The sequence below is a fragment of the Gordonia sp. PvP123 genome, assembly GCF_040547295.1.
Lineage (GTDB): Bacteria > Actinomycetota > Actinomycetes > Mycobacteriales > Mycobacteriaceae > Gordonia > Gordonia terrae.
Map to the genome: position 1 here is coordinate 203,475 of NZ_JBEPPN010000009.1, position 18,019 is coordinate 221,493.

The 18,019-nt window shown below is 65.8% G+C and carries 17 protein-coding genes; 12 read left to right on the forward strand and 5 right to left on the reverse strand.

All coding sequences use genetic code 11. The features are described from left to right. Positions 1-91 precede the first annotated feature (91 nt). The 7 genes from ABIC25_RS18830 to ABIC25_RS18860 all read left to right on the forward strand — a co-directional run bounded on the left by ABIC25_RS18830 (position 92) and on the right by ABIC25_RS18860 (position 8,075). Positions 92-1,588, forward strand: a complete 1,497-nt coding sequence (locus tag ABIC25_RS18830) for an aldehyde dehydrogenase (protein ID WP_239399513.1) — start codon at positions 92-94, stop codon at positions 1,586-1,588. 321 nt (positions 1,589-1,909) lie between these two features. Then, positions 1,910-2,779 carry an SDR family NAD(P)-dependent oxidoreductase gene (locus tag ABIC25_RS18835; protein WP_033204111.1) on the forward strand — a complete coding sequence of 290 codons (870 nt, stop codon included), beginning with the start codon at positions 1,910-1,912 and terminating at the stop codon, positions 2,777-2,779. A 2-nt stretch (positions 2,780-2,781) separates the two neighbouring features. Further along, on the forward strand, positions 2,782-3,012 hold the full coding sequence (locus ABIC25_RS18840) for a ferredoxin (RefSeq protein ID WP_004019462.1): 231 nt from the start codon (positions 2,782-2,784) through the stop codon (positions 3,010-3,012). 2 nt (positions 3,013-3,014) lie between these two features. Then, positions 3,015-4,244 carry a cytochrome P450 gene (locus ABIC25_RS18845; RefSeq protein WP_354562663.1) on the forward strand — a complete coding sequence of 410 codons (1,230 nt, stop codon included), beginning with the start codon at positions 3,015-3,017 and terminating at the stop codon, positions 4,242-4,244. 195 nt (positions 4,245-4,439) lie between these two features. Beyond that, complete coding sequence (locus tag ABIC25_RS18850; RefSeq protein WP_064570004.1) at positions 4,440-5,624, forward strand: aromatic ring-hydroxylating oxygenase subunit alpha; 1,185 nt, start codon at positions 4,440-4,442, stop codon at positions 5,622-5,624. A 128-nt stretch (positions 5,625-5,752) separates the two neighbouring features. Continuing rightward, a complete protein-coding gene (locus tag ABIC25_RS18855) occupies positions 5,753-7,273 on the forward strand; it encodes a class I adenylate-forming enzyme family protein (protein ID WP_239399511.1) in 1,521 nt (506 codons plus the stop codon). Positions 7,274-7,436: 163 nt separating this feature from the next. Beyond that, positions 7,437-8,075 (forward strand): TetR/AcrR family transcriptional regulator, encoded by a 639-nt coding sequence (locus ABIC25_RS18860; RefSeq protein ID WP_004019458.1) that lies wholly within the window; start codon positions 7,437-7,439, stop codon positions 8,073-8,075. Between the two features lie 52 nt (positions 8,076-8,127). Here ABIC25_RS18860 and ABIC25_RS18865 read toward each other — a convergent pair whose 3' ends face one another. Continuing rightward, a complete protein-coding gene (locus ABIC25_RS18865) occupies positions 8,128-9,279 on the reverse strand; it encodes an acyl-CoA dehydrogenase family protein (protein WP_004019457.1) in 1,152 nt (383 codons plus the stop codon). A gap of 72 nt (positions 9,280-9,351) precedes the next feature. Beyond that, positions 9,352-10,143, reverse strand: a complete 792-nt coding sequence (locus ABIC25_RS18870) for an SDR family NAD(P)-dependent oxidoreductase (protein WP_239399507.1) — start codon at positions 10,141-10,143, stop codon at positions 9,352-9,354. A 151-nt stretch (positions 10,144-10,294) separates the two neighbouring features. On the opposite strand from ABIC25_RS18870, the gene ABIC25_RS18875 reads away from it, so the two are divergent. The 5 genes from ABIC25_RS18875 (at position 10,295) to ABIC25_RS18895 (ending at position 14,823) form a co-directional block, all read left to right on the forward strand. Beyond that, entirely contained in the window at positions 10,295-11,101 is an 807-nt protein-coding gene (locus ABIC25_RS18875) for a crotonase/enoyl-CoA hydratase family protein (protein WP_354562665.1), read from the forward strand. Then, a complete protein-coding gene (locus ABIC25_RS18880; protein ID WP_354562667.1) occupies positions 11,098-11,931 on the forward strand; it encodes an enoyl-CoA hydratase-related protein in 834 nt (277 codons plus the stop codon). Before ABIC25_RS18875 ends, ABIC25_RS18880 begins: the two co-directional genes overlap by 4 nt. A gap of 64 nt (positions 11,932-11,995) precedes the next feature. After that, a complete protein-coding gene (locus tag ABIC25_RS18885) occupies positions 11,996-13,063 on the forward strand; it encodes an oxidoreductase family protein (RefSeq protein WP_354562669.1) in 1,068 nt (355 codons plus the stop codon). Between the two features lie 6 nt (positions 13,064-13,069). Further along, the gene (locus ABIC25_RS18890; RefSeq protein ID WP_354562671.1) at positions 13,070-13,708 is read left to right on the forward strand and encodes a PaaI family thioesterase; all 639 of its coding nucleotides are present in this window, start codon (positions 13,070-13,072) and stop codon (positions 13,706-13,708) included. Positions 13,709-14,058: 350 nt separating this feature from the next. Beyond that, positions 14,059-14,823 (forward strand): SDR family NAD(P)-dependent oxidoreductase, encoded by a 765-nt coding sequence (locus ABIC25_RS18895; protein WP_354562673.1) that lies wholly within the window; start codon positions 14,059-14,061, stop codon positions 14,821-14,823. Positions 14,824-14,860: 37 nt separating this feature from the next. Here the strand turns inward: ABIC25_RS18895 and ABIC25_RS18900 are convergent, their stop codons facing one another. The 3 genes from ABIC25_RS18900 to ABIC25_RS18910 all read right to left on the reverse strand — a co-directional run bounded on the left by ABIC25_RS18900 (position 14,861) and on the right by ABIC25_RS18910 (position 17,968). Next, a complete protein-coding gene (locus ABIC25_RS18900) occupies positions 14,861-15,811 on the reverse strand; it encodes an NADP-dependent oxidoreductase (protein WP_004019450.1) in 951 nt (316 codons plus the stop codon). An 18-nt stretch (positions 15,812-15,829) separates the two neighbouring features. Next, positions 15,830-17,059: a TetR/AcrR family transcriptional regulator gene (locus tag ABIC25_RS18905; protein WP_239399495.1), complete on the reverse strand. Its 1,230-nt coding sequence runs from the start codon at positions 17,057-17,059 to the stop codon at positions 15,830-15,832. Between the two features lie 99 nt (positions 17,060-17,158). Further along, on the reverse strand, positions 17,159-17,968 hold the full coding sequence (locus ABIC25_RS18910; RefSeq protein WP_354562675.1) for an SDR family oxidoreductase: 810 nt from the start codon (positions 17,966-17,968) through the stop codon (positions 17,159-17,161). Between the last annotated feature and the right edge of the window lie 51 nt (positions 17,969-18,019).

The following is an 18,019-nucleotide window of genomic DNA, read 5'->3' on the forward strand; positions in this document are numbered from 1 at the left end:
TATTAAGCTGTGCTGTGATCCGCTTCACAGGCGGCGCAGTGGTGTGGTCCGCGCTGGTCCGCCGCGATTTTCTCGAGGAGAACTGCTTTTCATGACAATCACAGAACAAGCCACCGATCCACTCGCCACCGTGGCCGATCGCGACCAGGTGTTCATCGGCGGCCGGTGGGTCGACTCGTCGGGTGACGAGTGGATCGAGGTCGTCGACTCGTACTTCGAGCGCACCGCCGCACGCGCACGGGCCGCGACCGCCGACGACATGGCACGCGCGGTCGAGGCGGCGCGGACCTCGTTCGATGAGGGGACGTGGGTGCGCACGCCGATCGCCGAGCGGGCCGCGGTCATCGACACCATCGCCGACCGGCTGGAGGCGCGGGTTGCCGAGCTGACGACGCTGGGCATCGTCGAGGTCGGCGTTCCGGTTCCGGTGAGCGCGATGACGCAGCAGATGACGGTGGGGTTGTTCCGCGCGGTCGCCGAGGAGGCCCGCAAGGTGAACCTGCGCGAGGATCGGACGCGCGCCGACGGCGGGATCTCGCGCATCCTCAAGGAGCCGAGCGGAGTGGTCGCCGCGATCATCCCGTGGAACGGTCCCATCGGCACGATTGCGTTCAAGGTGATCCCGGCACTGGCGGCGGGTTGTTCAGTCGTGCTCAAGACCTCGCCGGAAGCTCCGCTGTCCCCGTCGGTGTTCGCCGACGTGGTCGGTGAACTCGTCGACGAGGGCGTGATCCCCGAGGGCGTACTCAGCGTCCTCGTCGCCGACCGCGAGGTCTCCGAATTGCTCGTCACCGACCCGCGGGTCGATCACATCACCTTCACCGGGAGCACCGCGACCGGTCGCCGGATCATGAACCTCGCCGGCGACCGGGTCGCGAAGGTCTCCCTGGAACTCGGTGGTAAGTCGGCGGCCATCATCCTCGACGACGCCGACCTGAACACGGTCATGCAGAACCTGCCGATGGCCGGGTGTCTGCAGTCCGGCCAGGCCTGCATCGCCCTGACCCGCGTCCTGGTCTCGGCTGCGCGACACGACGAGGTCGTCGAGGCCTACAAAGCGGCACTCGGCATGATCCCCATCGGAAACCCCTGGGAAGAAACGAATTTCCTCGGCCCGTTGACCTCGGCGCGTCAGCGCGACCGCGTGGAGGGTTACATCGAGGCGGCGCGCAAGGAGGGCGCCGAGATCGTCCATGGGGGTGGCCGCGTCGGCGACCAGGGCTTCTTCGTGCAACCGACCCTTGTCGACAACGTACGCAACGACATGACCATCGCGCAGGAAGAAGTCTTCGGTCCGGTGATCTCGATCATCACCTATGAAGACGAGGACGACGCCGTGGCCATCGCCAACGACTCCGAGTACGGCCTCTCGGGTGCGGTGTTCACTTCCGACGTCGAGCATGGATTCGAAGTGGCGCAACGTATCCGGACCGGGACGGTGAACGTGAACGCGTCCGTCATCGACTTCACGCTGCCGTTCGGCGGCTACAAGCAGTCCGGCGTCGGACGTGAAGGGGGCCCTGAAGGGCTCGACGAATTCTTCGAGCTCAAGACGGTCCATCTCCCGGCGCCGCAACCGGGGGCCTAGAGCAAACCCCTCCCGCATGCCGAGACGGCGTGGCGCCTGCCACGCCGTTTCGGCATGCCTGCTATCTGTCATGTCTTCGCGAGACTTGCTCGGTTTCCGTAAAGCTCTGTCGCAAAGTAACTCTCGAATCTCCGAGCTGCTGACAAATATCGCTTGACGTCTCATGTCTTTCGGCTTACGGTGGGGACCGAGGGTGGCGGGCGTCACATCAGCGAGATGTTCTTCTCGGGCACCTCATCCCCGGATCCGGCGGCAGCGCGTTGTCCGCAAATGCCTTTCGAAGATGCCGGTCCGTTCAACGAGAGCAAGGAATCGAAACTCATGAAGCTTGAAGGCAAGGTAGCGCTGATCACCGGCGCGGGTTCCGGACTCGGTAGGCAGTCGTCGCAGCTCTTCGCCGGCGAGGGTGCGAAGATCGCGGTGGTCGACATCGACGCCGATCGTGCCGAGCAGACCGTGAAACTGGTCGAGCAGCAGGGTGGCGACGCCATCGCCATCACGGCCGACGTCGCGGACAAGTCCGCGATCACCGCCGCGGTCGATCAGACCGTCGAGCACTACGGCAAGCTCGACATCGCCTGGGCGAACGCCGGAGTCGTCTCCCGCGGCGGTGTTCCCAGCGTCGCCGGCGGCGAGCAAGTCGACTTCGAAGACCTGACCGAGGAGGACTGGAACAACGTCCTCGGCGTGAACCTGAGCGGCGTGATCTTCACCGCGCAGGCTGCGGTTCCCGCGCTCAAGCGCAACGGTGGCGGTACCATCATCGCCACCTCGTCGGCGGCCTCGTTCGTCGCCTACCATCAGATCGCGCTGTACTCGGCGACCAAGGCCGGGGTCAACGGTCTGGTCCGTGGCCTCAGTCTCGATCTGGGTCCCTACGGGATTCGCGTCAATGGCATCGCGCCGGTTCATGGCATGTCGCCGAACTTCCTGATGCCTGCCGGCTCTCCGGTCGTCGGGCAGTCGTACGAAGAGGTTGCCGGCCCGTGGGATCCGTACGTGTCGCCGATCCCGCTGAAGCGCAATCGTCCCCCGTCACTTGTCGACAACGCGAAGATCGCCCTGTTCCTCGCGTCGGATGACTCGGCCTACATGTCCGGTCAGGTGATCGGCTCGGGCGACGGCGGAACGCTCTCGCGCGTGGGCATGTGGTTCCCGGAGGACCTCGACCAGAAGAACCCGAACGCCTAGTCATGTCCCCCCAGCCCAGCACCCTCACCGTGGATCGCGTGGCGTGCGCCGGGCATGGCCTCTGCTACGGGGTCGCCCCCGATCTGATCGATGCCGACGATCAGGGCGACCCCGTGGTGCCCGACCGCCCTCTCGAGCAGGACGAAGCAGCCCTGGCCAGAGATGCCGTCGCCATGTGTCCAGAACGCGCACTGGCGCTGCAGACCATCGAACCCACCACACCCAAGGACTAGTGATGACAACTACGGAACGGTCCCGCGAGGATGTCACCGTCGACTTCGACGTGTACGACCAGTCCATCGCAGCCCCGATCGATCGATTCCAAGAACGTGCGGCAGAACTCGCCGCGAAGGGTCCTGTCGTGTACTCGCCTCTGTACGGCGGGCACTGGATCGTCACGCGCTACAACGAGATCCATGAGGTCTTGCGTGACGCGGAGACCTTCTCCAGCTACCCCAACAACCTCGTGACCAACGAGGCCTTCGGGAAGTTCATCCCGATCGAGCTCGATCCCCCGGAGCACACGGGTTATCGCAAAGCGTTGCAGCCCCTGTTCGGTCCGGCGCGGATGAAGAAGCTGACGGAGGAGATCCGGGGCGTGGTCAACGACCTGCTCGACGGTTTCGCCGCGAAAGGCGAGGCCGAGTACATCTCCGCGTTCGCCCACGAGCTACCGGCCCGGATCTTCCTGGCGCTCATGGATTGGCCCATCGAGGACGCGCCGCTGTTCACCGAGGCGACCGACGTCGTCCTGTTCGGCAAGCCCGGCGGCACCGAGGAGGAATCCCTCGAGGCGCGCGGCATCGCCGGCATGCAGATGCTCGGCTACTTCCAGAAGATGGTCGACGAGCGGCGCGCCAACCCGGGTGACGACGTCACCTCGCAGCTCATCCACACCGAGGTGGAGATGCAGGACGGGCTGCGTCTGCTCACCGACGAAGAGCTCAATCGCATGTTCTTCCTCCTGCTCATCGCGGGACTGCACACGGTGCAGGGCTCGCTCGCCTGGGCGATCGTCCACCTGGTGAACAATCCGGATCAGCGTCAGGGCATCATCGACGACCCGGACATGATCCCGACCGCTGTCGAGGAGATCCTGCGCATCGAGGCCGCCGTCGTTCCCGGACGCCGCGCGACCCGCGACGTCGAACTGGGCGGGGTGACGATTGCCGAGGGTGAACAGCTCATCCTGATGCTGTGCTCGGCCAATCGTGACGGGGACGAGTTCGACGATCCGGAAGCGCTGGACCTGACCCGCAAGCCGAACCGTCACCTGGCCTTCGGCGGAGGCGCGCACCGCTGTCTGGGTTCGCACCTGGCGCGGATCGAGCTGACGATCGCTCTCGAAGAACTGCATCGGCGCATCCCGGACTACGAACTCGTCGAGTCCGATCCGCCGGTGTTCCATGCCAGCCAGGTCCGCGGGTGCGTGCGGATGCCGATCCGGTTCACGCCCGAGTCCTGACCGGCCGGTGGTGTGCCGGCCACCGAATCGGCCGGTGCGGCGGGTTGCCTCTCACCTACCCGCCGCACCGGCTCACCATCGGATCGCCTCCGCTGATTGCCGGTTAAAACTTATTGCTGTAGGTTTAAGGAGTGTCGCCCCGGCCCGGGCGAGCACTGTCCCACTCGCAACAACCGCTCCATCACGGAGGGAATCATGACCACTTCGCTTCCCCGTCAGGATCGAATCCGTCGCGCGCTCGAGCATCTGCGCAACGAGACGACCGACGAGTTCGACGACATCGTGCAGTTCGAACCCGACGAGTTCACCGACCCGGTGCTCGCCAAGGACGAGCGCGACCACATCTTCGGCCGCGTGCCGTCGATCGTCGCGCACGGAAGTGAGATCTCGCGGCCGAACGACTTCGTCACGGTGCAGATGCCGCGCAACAACATCATCGTCGTGCGGCAGAAGGACGGCAGCGTCCGGTCTTTCGTGAACCTGTGCCGTCACCGCGGGGCGATGTTGGAGCAGAGCGAGAAGGGGCGCTGCCGCATCTTCTCGTGTGGCTACCACCGGTGGTCATACGATCCGGACGGTTCGCTCCGGACGATCACCCGCGACTCGACCTTCGGCGAGGTGGACCGTAAAGAGCACGGCCTCATCGAGATCCCCACCGAAGAGCGCCACGGATTCATCTGGGTCGTGGACAACGCGCATGCGGAGATCGACGTGGCGTCGTGGCTGGGTCCCGACATCGATCCGATGCTCGCCGAGTACGAGATGGACAAGCTCGTGTGCTTTCGGGCCGGCGGATTCGACGAACCCACCAACTGGAAGATCATGCAGGACGCGTTCCTGGACGGCTACCACATCCAGTACGCACACCCGAACACCGCCGGGAAGATCATCCACACCAACGTGATGGCCTTCGAGGACTTCGGCCGACACTGCCGGTTCATCGCCCCGCGCAAGTCGATCGACCGTTTCCTCGAAGAAGATCCCGGCGACATCCCACTCGACAAGTTCGTGACCGAGACGCACTTCCTGCTGCCCAACAGCACGTTGCTGCGTCAGCCGGACCATTTCCAGCTGCTGACCTTCCGGCCGCATCCCACCGACCCCACGAAGTCGCGGATGGAGCAGCGTCTCCTGGTGCCCAAGGTCGAGGACAGCGGCATGACGCCGGAGAAGTGGGACCGGATCTGGAACAAGAACTGGGAGATCCTGCTGGCCGTGTTGCACCAGGAGGATTTCCCCCTGCTGCGCGACTCGCAGCGCGGTATGGGCAGCGCCGATGCCGGTGACATGCTGCTCGGCCGCAACGAGATCGCGAATCAGGTCTTCCGCCGGGAGACCAAGAAGCTCGTCGCGCAAGGGCGTGCCGAACTGAACGCCTGACGAGGGGGTCGGGATCGGCGAAAGCCGGCCCCGGCCGCCACTGTCCGATTTATCCTATATGTGTTGGGCGGGTTCGGGATCCGCCGTGCCGCATCGAAGTCAGTTGCCACAGAGAAGAAAGTACGAACATGACCGCAACCATCGGCAAAGCACTCGACTGGTGGGCCCGGACCAAGGGCGACACCACCGCCGTGGTGTTCTCCGGTTCGCAGATCTCATACCGCGCGTTGCGTGACTGGAGCAGCCGTATCGCCCGGCTTCTCGTCGAGACCAGGGGTGTCGCGCCCGGGAACCGGGTCGGGCTCCTCGGCCCCAACTCACTCGAGTGGCCTGCGGCCGCTCTCGGGGTGCTCAAGGCCGGTGGTGTGCTGGTGCCGTTGAACAGTCGCTATCGTCCCGCGGAACTGCGCAAGATCGCCGACGAAGCGGGAATCGACGTCGTCATCGTCGCTCCCGGCTTCGAGCAACTCGCCGAGGACACCGCAGCGGTGGGGCGGCCGTTCGCAATCGTCTCGTACACGGAGCTCGTGGACCTGCGGGATGGTGGAATCGACGACTACCGCGTGGATCTCGAACCCGATGAGCCGACGACGATCCTGTTCACCAGCGGGTCGACGGGTCTGTCCAAGGGGGTCGTCCTGACCAACCGGACGCTGATGTCGATCGTCTTGGAGAACACCCTCACCGAGGAGGGCTTCCGGCCCGGGACGACCACACTGCTCGTGCTGCCGCTCGCCTTCACTCCCGGCCTGGTGTACGGGCTGCTCATCACCACGGTTCTGGGCGGGACCTTGGTGGTGGAACCCGAGCTCAATCCCTCGAATGCCGTCACGCTTCTCGAAAAGCACTCGGTCCAGGCCATTTTCGGTGTCCCACTCATCTTCGAGGCCATTTCTCGGGCGCCGGAGTTCGCCGAGGCCGACCTGTCGTCTGTGAAGACCGCCATCGTCGGTGGGGCGGCCGTGCCGGCGCAGCTCCTCAAGCGGTGGGGGGACAAGGGTGTCCTGCTGCGCCAGATCTACGGCATGACCGAAGCCGGGGGCGTGGCCACTGCGACCATCCGCGAGGAGGCCTTGGAGTTCCCGGACCGCTGTGGCACCGGATCCATCTTCACCGAGGTCAAGGTCTTCAATTCCGATGACGAGCCTGCCGCGCCCGGAGAAGAGGGCGAGCTCGTGGTCCGCGGGCCGGGCGTGACCCCGGGCTATTGGAACGATGCCGAGACCACCGCGCAGGCCATCCGTGGCGGATGGTTGCACAGCGGCGATCTGGGCGTCGCCGACGAGGAGGGCCGGGTCAAGTTCGTGGACCGGCTCAAGGATCTGATCATCTCCGGCGGAATCAACATCTCGCCGGTGGAGCTGGAGATCGCGATCGGTGCCATCGACGGGGTCGAGGAGGTCGCGGTGATCGCCGCGCACGACGACAGGTTCGGTGAGACGCCGGCCGCGATCGTGACCGTGTCGCAGGACATGGACGCGACGACCATCGTCGAGCACTGCAAGCAGGTGCTGGCCGATTTCAAGGTTCCGCGCTACGTCGTCATCCGCCAGGACCCGCTGCCTCGGCTGCCCAGTGGCAAGATCGCCAAGACCGTCATCCGCGACGAGTACAAGGACGTCGACACCAGGTTCGATCGCATCCGCTGACCAGGCTCCAGCAGACGAGGCCATCGCCCTCCCGGGCGTGGCCTCGTCTGCTGTCTGTTCATCGCGGATCGCAGTCCGTAGGATTCGCGTCCGTCCTGCTTTTGCAGATGGCTGGACACAGAACGAGATCTGTATCTTGTATCATTGCCCTCAGGAGGTGGACATGGCGCGCAGGAAGACGGGCAACGTCCTCAGCGAGGATGTGGACGAGGCCCGCAAGCAGATCATGGTCGCCGCGGAGCGCGTGTTCCAACGGTACGGCGTCGCGAAGACGACGATGGACGACATCGGTAAGGAAGCGGGGGTCTCGCGTCCGACGGTCTACCGGTACTTCAAGGACCGCGACGCCCTCATGTCGGCCTTGATCGAGCGGCGATCCCGCCTGCTGTTCGACAAGGCCCGGAAGTACCTTCTCGAGCACGAGACGTTCGCCGATCAGCTCGTGGAGGGGTTGATCTTTCTGGTCGAGCGAGGTCGCCGTGATCCGCTGATCCGGATCCTGGTGAGTCCGGAGCACATGCAGCTGGCCGAATCACTGGTCGGCAGTTCGGGTCTCGCGGCGCGGTTGACCGCGGAGATGTGGGACCCGATCATCGAACGCGCGATGGACCGAGGCGAGATCCGGCGGGATCTCGACAAGGAGAAGATCGCCGAGTGGATCGCACTGGTCCAGTTCATCCTGGTCGGCCGGCTGGATTTCGATCGACCCGACGATCCGCAACACCGGGAGATGTTGCACAACTTCGTGCTTCCGGCGTTCATGCCGACCGTCGTGCCCGCGGCGGCTCAACAACAACGCTGAACGCGTGGGCTTGTCGCCGGACACGGATGGTGACCGGTCCGGCGACAAGCGCCTAGTCGCGGATCAGATCGCGGTGGATGATCTCCTTCATGATCTCGTTGGTGCCGCCGTAGATCCGCTGGATACGCGCGTCGATGAAGGCCTTGGCCACCGGGTACTCCATCATGTAGCCGTACCCGCCGTGGAGCTGCACACCCGCATCGATGACCTTGTCCTGCAGATCGGTGGCCCACAGTTTGGCCTTCGCGGCATCGACCGCGGTCAGCGTCCCCTTGTTGTACTCACGGACGCATCGGTCGATGTACGCCCGGGAGACCTCGATCGCGGTACGCAGTTCGGCGAGAGTGAACCCGAGTCCCTGGAACTCGCCGACGGGTTTGCCGAATGCCTTGCGCTCCTTGACATAGGTGAGGGTCCAGTCGAAGACCGCCTCCGCCGACACCTGCGCGGCGATGCCGATCCCGAGCCGCTCCAGGGGCAGGCTCTGCATCAGGTAGGCGAAACCGGCGCCTTCCTCGCCGAGGAGGCTGGTGGCGGGCACCCGCACCTCGTCGAAGGACAACTCGGCGGTGTCCTGTGCATGGAGCCCGACCTTGTCCAGCTTGCGGCCACGCGTGAATCCCGGGGTCCCGTCCTCGACGACGAAGAGACTGAAGCCGCGCGATCCGGCATCCGCGTCGGTCTTGGCGAAGACGATCACGAGATCGGCGAGGATGCCGCTGGTGATGAAGGTCTTCGAGCCGTTGATCACCCAGTCGGTGCCCTCGCGCCGCGCGGTGGTGGTGATCGCGCGGAGATCGCTGCCGGCCGCCGGTTCGGTCATCGCGATCGCGCCGATGGTGTCGCCGGTGACGAAACCCGGCACCCAGCGCTTCTTCTGTTCGTCGTCGGCGTGACGGAGTAGGTAGTTCAGCACGATGTCGTCGTTGGTGGAGAAGCCGGACTGCAGTGCGGAGGCGCCGACCCTCGCGATCTCGGTCTGGATGGCGACGCGGAAGCAGTAGTCGGTCTCACCGGGGCCGCCGTACTCCAGCGGCACCGACAGGCCGAGGATTCCCTGTGCGCCTGCCGCGCGCCAGGTCTCGCGGTCGATGAGGCGATCAGCGTCCCACTTCTCCATCTTGGGGACGACGTGTTTGTTGACGAAGGCCCGGACCGAGTCCCGGAACAACTCGTGGTCGGCGTCGAAGAGATCTGTCTGCATTGGGTTCTCCTGTGGTGCGGGGGCTGATAGGGGGGAGTGCCCGGCGTTGCCGGGGTGGTGATGTGGGGGGCGTCAGTGTCCGGACGTCCCGCCGTCGACGGCGAGGGTCGACCCGGTGATGTAGGACGCCGCCGGGCTGGCGAGAAACAGCACGGCGGCGTCGATCTCACGTTGCGTGCCCATGCGTCCGAGCGAACAGCCCTGCAGGAAATCGGTGCGGGCCTCGTCGGACATCTCCGCGATCATGTCGGTCTCGACGAAGCCCGGTGCGATCGCATTCACCCGAATTCCCTTGCGCCCCGACCACTGGTGGGACAGGTCGCGTGTCAGGCCGAGGACGCCGGCCTTGCTCGAGGCATAAGCGGCTTGCGGCAGCGCAGATTTGACGAGTCCGAGCATGCTCCCCACGTTGACGATGCTGGAACCGGGTCGCATCACCCGTGCACAGGACCGTGCCATCCAGTAGCTCCCGAGGAGGTTGACGTCGAGAACCGCGCGAAAGTCCTCCGGAAGCTCCCGGGTGGCTGGGGCCGTGTGGGTGAGCCCGGCATTGTTGATCAGGATGTCGACACGACCGAACTCGTCGATCGCAGCGCCGACGACCGCGTCACACTGTTCGGGATCGGTGACGTCCGACGGGATCTCGAGTGCGCGTCGACCGAGCGCGCGTACGGTGTCCGCGGTTCGTCGCAGCGGATCCGGGCGTCGGCCGGACAGTACGATGTCTGCACCCGACTCGGCCAGCGCACGTGCGAACCCCGCTCCGAGTCCCGATCCCGCCCCCGTCACGATCGCGACCCGACCGTCCACTCGGAACAGGTCCAGAAGGCCGGTGGTGGCCCCGTCGGCTGCGCGTGCGCCCACGTCTTCTCCTCTCGTCCGCTGCGGAACCCGAGAACGGGGACACCGCGATTGTCAGATTTTATCTAATCACATAAGATTTAGTGCGGAAGCCGGCGGTAGGCCCGGGATGTATCCATCTCGACCCGTCCGGATCACGACCACAGGAGAACCCATGACTTCCGACAGCGACTCGGCGACAGAGTCCGTCGTCCGCTACGAGGTGCGCGATCACATCGCGATCATCACGCTCAACCGTCCCGACGCTCTGAACGCCGTGAACTCCGCTCTGTCGACGGCCGCGGGCGCGGCGCTCGAGGAGGCGGCGCAGGACCCGTCGGTCCGTGTCATCGTGATCACCGGGGCCGGTCGCGCCTTCTGTGCCGGTGCCGATCTGAAGGAGATCGCGGCGGGGCGCCGGATCGATGACCCGGCCCATCGGGAATGGGACTTCGCCGGGATCGTGCGGCACTACGTTCCCAAGCCGGTCATCGCGGCTGTGAACGGCTTCGCGCTGGGCGGTGGGACCGAGATCATGCTGTCCGCCGATCTCGCGGTGATCGACGAGGATGCGTCGGTGGGTCTACCCGAGGTCAGGCGGGGACTCATCGCCGGCGCCGGGGGGCTTCTGCGTATTCATCGGCAGGTCCCGCAGAAGGTGGCCGCCGAGATCGCGCTGACCGGTCGACCCGTGTCGGCCGCCCGCGCATACGAGCTGGGTCTGGTGAACACGGTGGCGCCGGCGGGAACCGCCCTCGCCGTCGCGCTGGAGCTCGCTGCCGAGATCGCCGCCAACGCGCCGCTCGCGGTGTCCGAGAGCAAGCGGGTCATGCATGAGACGGCGAAAGCGCAGCGCGGATGGGACGACGCCTCGTGGAAGATCAACGCCTCGGCGATCCGCACCGTGTTCACCAGTGACGATGCGAAGGAAGGGCCGCGGGCTTTCGCCGAGAAGCGTGCACCGGAATGGGCGGGTCGATGAGCGCGGGAGCTGTTGTGTCACAGGAGGTCGTACTCGAGCGGGTCGGCGCTGTCGCGATCGTGCGGTTGAACCGTCCGGAGCGACTCAATGCGTTCACCGAGGACATCCGGGTGGGCATCATCGAGGCGTTCGATGCCTGCGACGCCGACGACGACGTCCGTGCGGTCGTGTTGACCGGTACCGGTCGGGCCTTCTGCGCGGGGGCCGACCTCGAGAGCGGGGGAGACACCTTCCTCCCGGACGACCCGGGGGCCGATGGCTCGGCACCGCCGGACGCGGGCGGTCAGGTGGCTCTCCGTATCTACCGGTCGAAGAAACCCGTCATCGCCGCGATCAACGGGCCCGCCGCGGGCGTGGGCGTGACCATGACACTTCCCGCAGACGTCCGGATCGCCTCGGACACCGCGAAGTTCGGGTTCGTCTTCACCCGGCGCGGATTGGTCCCCGAAGCGTGTTCGACCTGGTTTCTCCCGCGGGTGGTGGGCATCTCGACGGCCGCGGAGTGGACGCTGGGCGGGCGGATGGTCCCGGTGACCGAGGCGCTCGATCGCGGCCTGGTGCGCGAAGTGGTTCCGGCGGAACAGGTCCTGGAACGGGCGCTGAGTGTCGCGAACGAGATGGTCGCGGGGACGGCGCCGGTCTCGGTGGCCCTCACCCGATCGCTGCTCTGGGGAGCGCTCGGCGCATCGGGCCCCGAAGAGGCCCACCGCGCCGAATCGGAGGTCCTCTACCGGCGCGGCCTCTCGGCGGATGTGCAGGAAGGCGTGCAGGCCTTTCTCGACAAGCGTGCACCGGAGTTCCCGGATCGGGTGTCCGTATCGTCGCAGTGACCAGCGGAGATTACCTGGCAATCTGTGATTGACACCACATCCATACACTATGTATGGTTCCTGCATGACTCAGGCAGAACCCCGTACGACCACACTTCCGTTCTCGGTCGGTGAGTTGACCCCGGAGTGGGTCGGCGCCGCATTGACGACCAAGGAAGGACAGGTCGTCGTCGAAGCGGTCGACACCACTCGAATCATCTGGGGATCGGCGACCAAAGTATTCGCCACGTTGACCTATTCAGTGAATGACCGGGACATCCCTGCCCAGCTGTGCATCAAGGGAGGTTTCGACGAACGGAGTCGTGCGTTCGGCTTGGGGCCGGCCTACGAGCTCGAGGGCCACTTCTACCGTGATCTGGCACCGGGGTTCGCTGCGGAGGTGCCGGCGAGTTACTACTCGGCCACCGAGCGCGATCAAGGCGTCATCATCATGGAGGACCTGACGGCACGAGGCGCCGAGTTCGGCCAGGCGACCGATCTGTGGTCGGTCGATGACATCGCGACGACGCTGGAAGTCCAGGCGAAGTGGCACGCGGCGCTGTGGGGGAGTGGCAGGGGCGAGCGCACCTGGCTCCCGGTGGGTGCCAAGGCCGCTCGTGATGCGTTCACGGTGATGCTGAGTCCCGAGGTGTTCCATCCGCTGATCGAGCGTTCCGAGGTTCCGGATCTGTCGGCTGGGCTTCGGGACGATGCCCGGGTGCGCGCGGGTTTCGCGAAGCTGTGGGAACACGACGACGCCGCCACCCACACGATCAATCACGGTGATGCGCACTTCGCTCAGTTGTATCGCGTACCGGGAAGTGCGCCGGCCTTCCTCGACTGGCAGACGGCATGCCTCGCGCCGTGGGCTCATGACGTGTCGTACTTCCTCGGGTCGGCGCTGACCATCGAAGACCGACGGAGTCGAGAGCGAGAGTTGCTGCGACACTACATCGACGCGCTCGCCGGTCATGGCGGTCCGCATCTCGACGACGAAGACGCCTGGTACGAATACCGGCTGCACACCCTGCACGGGTTCGCGTGGATGTGTGTTCCGACCGTGATGCAGCCGTCGGAGGTGGTCGAGGCGATGGCCCACCGCTACGGCGCCGCCCTCGAAGACCACGACCCGATCGGTATGCTCCTGGCATGAGCGCGGATGCCGTTGGACGGCCAGGTGATTGAACCCGGGTATGGCGAGGAGGCCGGGGACTGGGAGCCGCTGACGACATCGGATCCCGCCACTGCGGAGGCCTTCGATCGCTTGATCGACAGCGTTCGTCGGTTGCAGAATTCGGTGGCAGCTGCCCGGCCGACGGAGGCGGTCTCGTTGGCGATGGCCGCCGAACTGCGCTCCGTCGCGTGTCGGCTCGATGACTTCGCCGTCGACGAGGCGCATCAGCTGGCGGGTACGCAGATGGACTCTCCCGGCAGATCGCAGGCCTTGGTGCCGGTTCTGAGCTACCGGAAGCAGACGACCGATCGCGTCGAGGGCACGCTTCGCCTCGGTCGCTTCCATCTCGGTCGAAACGGCGCGGCGCACGGCGGGGTGATTCCGCTCGTCTTCGACGAGATCTTCGGCCGGCTCGCCGGAGCCGAACGCCCGCGGTGTCGCACCGCGAACCTGCACGTCGACTACCGCCACATCACGCCGGTCGACACGGAGCTCGAGTTCACCGCATGCGTCGACCGGGCGGAGGGCCGCAAGATCTACGTCACCGGGAGTCTCCGCGCTGACGGAACCGTGGTCGCCGAGGCCACCGGGTTGTTCGTCGTACTGCGCCCTGGGCAACCCTGATCTGTCGGTTGTCCGGGATGCTGGCATGTCGACCGGGGCCCCGCCCCTGTCAGTGTTGCGGATCCGCCCGCCAGACCACACGGCGATAAGACGAAGTTCGACTTCCTGGGGTTCTGCCCGCGGCCGTGGACGGCGTTCAGGGTTCTGACCCCAAGCGCTCGATCCACCGAGGCGGTCTGACGCGAACAGGTGTCACCGGGTGTTTGCCGGAGGTCGAATGACGCTGCCGCTCAGGCGAATTCGAAGACCCAGCGGTCGACACGGGGCGGTGGCCTTCTTCAGCCCAGAACCTGTACATGTCGTTCGGACAGTGTGTACGGTCGAGATGGTCGGACTAGGAGAAGGTGGATATGTCAACGTTCGAGAACAAATCGGTGGTCGTGACCGGAGCCGGCGGCGGGATCGGGGCTGCCGTTGCCCGCCGCTTCGCCGCACAAGGCGCGCATGTGGTGGTGGCCGACCTCGATGGCGGAGCCGCCGATCGGGTGGCGGCGGATATCGGTGGGTCGGCGATCGGGGTCGCGGTCGACGTCACCGACCAGGACCAGGTCGAATCGGCCGTGGGTAGGGCCGTCGACGAGTTCGGCGGCCTGGACGTGCTGGTGAACAACGCCGGGATCGCGATCCTGGCTCCGGTGACCGAATTGTCCGCGGACGACTTCGATCGCATGATCGCGGTCAACCTGAAGGGCGTCTTCCACGGAATCAAGGCGGCTGTACCGCATTTGACCGCCCGGGGCGGTGGCGCCATCGTCAACACCGCATCGTCGGCAGGCACCAACGGGATGCCGATGATCGGCGGTTACGCCGCCACAAAGGCGGCTGTCATCAATCTCACCCGGACCGCGGCAGTGGAACTGCGACCCGCGAACATCCGGGTCAACTGTGTAGCACCGGCATTCGTCGAGACAGCGCTGTCGGACAACCTGATGGAGGCGTTCCAGGCCGCGTCGGGTGGCGTCGATGCGCACGAGTTCTTCACCCAGCACCAGGGTCGACTGGGCCGGCCCGATGATGTGGCCCGTGCGGTGACCCACCTGGCCGAGGACGCGGGCGACTGGGTCACCGGTCACACCTACGTCCTCGACGGAGGATTCACCTCGTCCCCGATGTAGCACAGGGAGCGGTCATCGGCGCGGAGGCGTCCGCTCGTCAGAAGAGGATGAGCGGACGCCCCCGTACTCCGCCCGCCTCGATCATCCGGTGCGCGTCGGCGGCCTGCTCCGGCGCGAATCTACCTGTGGCGATCAGGAAGTCGAACAACCCCTCATCGGCAAGGGTGGCCAGCTCGGTGAGACCGTCGGTGTCCAGCAGGCGTTCGCGCACCCATACCTCGCGGACGAGGATTCCGCGCTCCGGTGGGACGCCGTCGAATGTCCGCACGCAGGCGAGTACTCCACCGTCGACGATGCAGGGGTACAGCGAGGAACCGATCAGTGCGGTGTCGAGAACGGCATCGACGCCGCCACCCGCGGCCGAACGGATACGTTCCTCGACACCCGGTCCACGCGCCACGACCTCCGCGGCACCGTGTTTCCGGATCGTGTCCCACTCGTCGGGTCGACCATCGGCGATGACGTGGATCCCCCTGCGCCGGGCGAGGGTCATCACGAACGCGGCGAGAAACCCCGATCCACCGGTGATCGCCAGCGTGGCACCAGGTCTCAGGTCCAGGACGCTCAGGGCTTCCAGAGCGGTCAACCCGTTCATGGGCAGCATCGCTGCCTGCTCGATCGACAGTGTGGACGGTTTGGGTACGACCGCAGCAGTGGGCACGACGATGAGCTCGGCGTGCGCGCCTCCTTCGGGTCGGCGAGGCATCACGATCGACATGACCTCGTCGCCCACCGCGAAGCGGTCCGATGCCGAGCCGGGGCCCACCGACTCGATCACACCTGCCGCGTCCATGCCCGCGATGTAGGGCGGGTCGAAATCCCGGTAGGCGGCGGCCACGAGCCCACTGCGCGTGGCGATGTCGGTCGGGTTGACCGCGGTGGCCGCAACCGCGATCCGCACCTCGCCCTCGCCGGCTGGACGTACCTCGACGTTGCGGACCTCCAACACGTCCGGCGTACCGAAACGGGGAATGACAACTGCGCGCATGATGAGCCTTTCTGGCTTTCAGGGACTTCCGTATATGGCGGTGGTCAACAACTCCGTGAGGAAGTGGGTGACCTCGTGCAAGTCGGTCAGATTGTCGTCTCCGGCCAGCGCGCCGGCGATCGATCTCTCGATTGTCCACAGGACCACGGCGGAGAGTTCTCCCGGCGGCGGACCGGGGATGGCGATCCCCGAGCGCCGATCGGCGGTGATGACGCGCCCGAGGTAGTCCGCCATCTGAGCGATGCCGGCCCGGTAGACTTCGCGGAGCTCGGGCCGTCGGGGCCATTCGAGTAGGGCGCTCCTCATCACCGAGGTGGTCCGCGCGTCGATCCGGAGCCACTCCCGCAACACTGTGCCGACGGCGGCCCGGTCGGCCCGGTCGATGGTGTCGAGCGACTGGAGTCGGTGGACGGTCGACGCTGCGACCTCACGGTAGAGCTCGGCGAACACCGCGTTCTTGTTGTCGAAGTAGAAGTAGAACGTCGACCGAGACACACCGGCGCGCCGAACGATTCGGGCGACGCTCACCTTGTCCAGTGGGAGATCGAGTAGTAGGTCGCGGAGCGAGTCCAGGATGGCCGTCGACGTCGTATCGGATCTCGGATCGACCCCGGAGTGCTCGATCTGTGTGTGTGCGCCGCCGGGCCCGTCGCCGTGCGGACGGGCTTGTGTCGCTGATGACAGTGTTCCGGCGGACGGTGCCGGTACCGAATTCGGTACCGGCCGCAGGACGGACCGTGTGAGCCAGTCCACCGCGCCGACCGCGGACGCCAGGGCGGGGAGATGCGGATCGAGTTCCCGTGTGCAGACATACATCACGCGTTCGATGCCGCATACGAGTACGGTCGCGATCATCTCCGGGCGCGCGCCGTCCGGAGCACGACCGGAGTCGCGCTCGTGACGGATCTGTTCGGCGACTCCTGCGACGAATCGGTCGAATGTCGGACGCCACACGGCCTCGATGTCGGGGTTCGAGTGCATGTGCTCGACGACCGCGCCGATCACTCCGCCGTGTGACGACCACATCTCGAGGGTTGGTGTGATGCTCGCCTGCATTCCGTACGACCTGTCGCGCCCCGGTGTCGTATCCCAGAGTTGCGGCCCCCCGTAGGACTCGGCCAGCACCACATCGGCGAGGGCGACCAGGACGTCGAACTTCCCGGCGAAGTGATGATAGAAGGCGGATCGGGAATGCCGCGTGCCCGAGATGATGTCGGCGATGGTGACTTCTTCGAACGACTTGTGCACCAACAGCTCCTCCGTTGCAGCGAAGAAGGCGGCAACGGTGGCGTCGGAGGGCCGCGGCTCTCGACGACGGTGCGCCGACCCGCGAGCGACCCGCACCGCTCAGCCCAGCTTCGCCGAACCGCCACAGCCGACTATGCCCCCGTCGAGGGGGATCACGTTCCCGGTCATGTACTTTCCGGCAGCACTGGCGAGGAAGATGCTCAGCGCGGCAATGTCGTCAGGTTCTCCGAGACGCCCCAGTGGGATCCCGCCGACGACCCGCTCGAGTGCGTCGGGATTCTCTGTCACGAACCGCATCATCCGGCTCTCGAACGGACCCGGCGCGATGGCGTTCACGGTGATCGATTCAGATGCGAGCTTCTTCGCGAGATGCCTTGTCAAATGGTGGAGTCCGGCCTTGCTCGCCCCATAGCTGAAACTGTCCATCTCCGGCACGTTGATGCCGTCGGTCGAACCGATGTTGATGACCGAGGCGCGTCCGGCCTCACGTGCGGCAGCACGCAGTCCGGGTAGCAAGGCGACGGTGAGGTGGAAAACGCCTTCGAGGTTGGTGTGCATCACCTTGTCCCACCCGGCATCCGGGAATTCTTCAAGGGGGGCACCCCACGTCACACCGGCATTGTTCACCACCACGTCGAGTCGCTCGCCGCGTGCGAGGACCTCGGCAGCCAGGGTTCGTGCCGACTCCGGGGTCGAGACATCGCCGACGATTCCGGTGACGCGCCCGGAGGTCGACAACCGCTCCACCGCGGCGTCGACTCCGGCCTGTTTGCGTGACGACAGGACGACGTCGGCACCGGCTGCGGCGAAACCTTCGGCGATCATCACTCCGATCCCGCTGGTCCCACCGGTGATCAAGATCCGGGCACCGGCGACGTCGAACAACTGGTAGGGCGAATTCTGCGTCATGGAACTCCTCATCGATTCTGTACAACCGACCATACAGTATGTTCGGACACG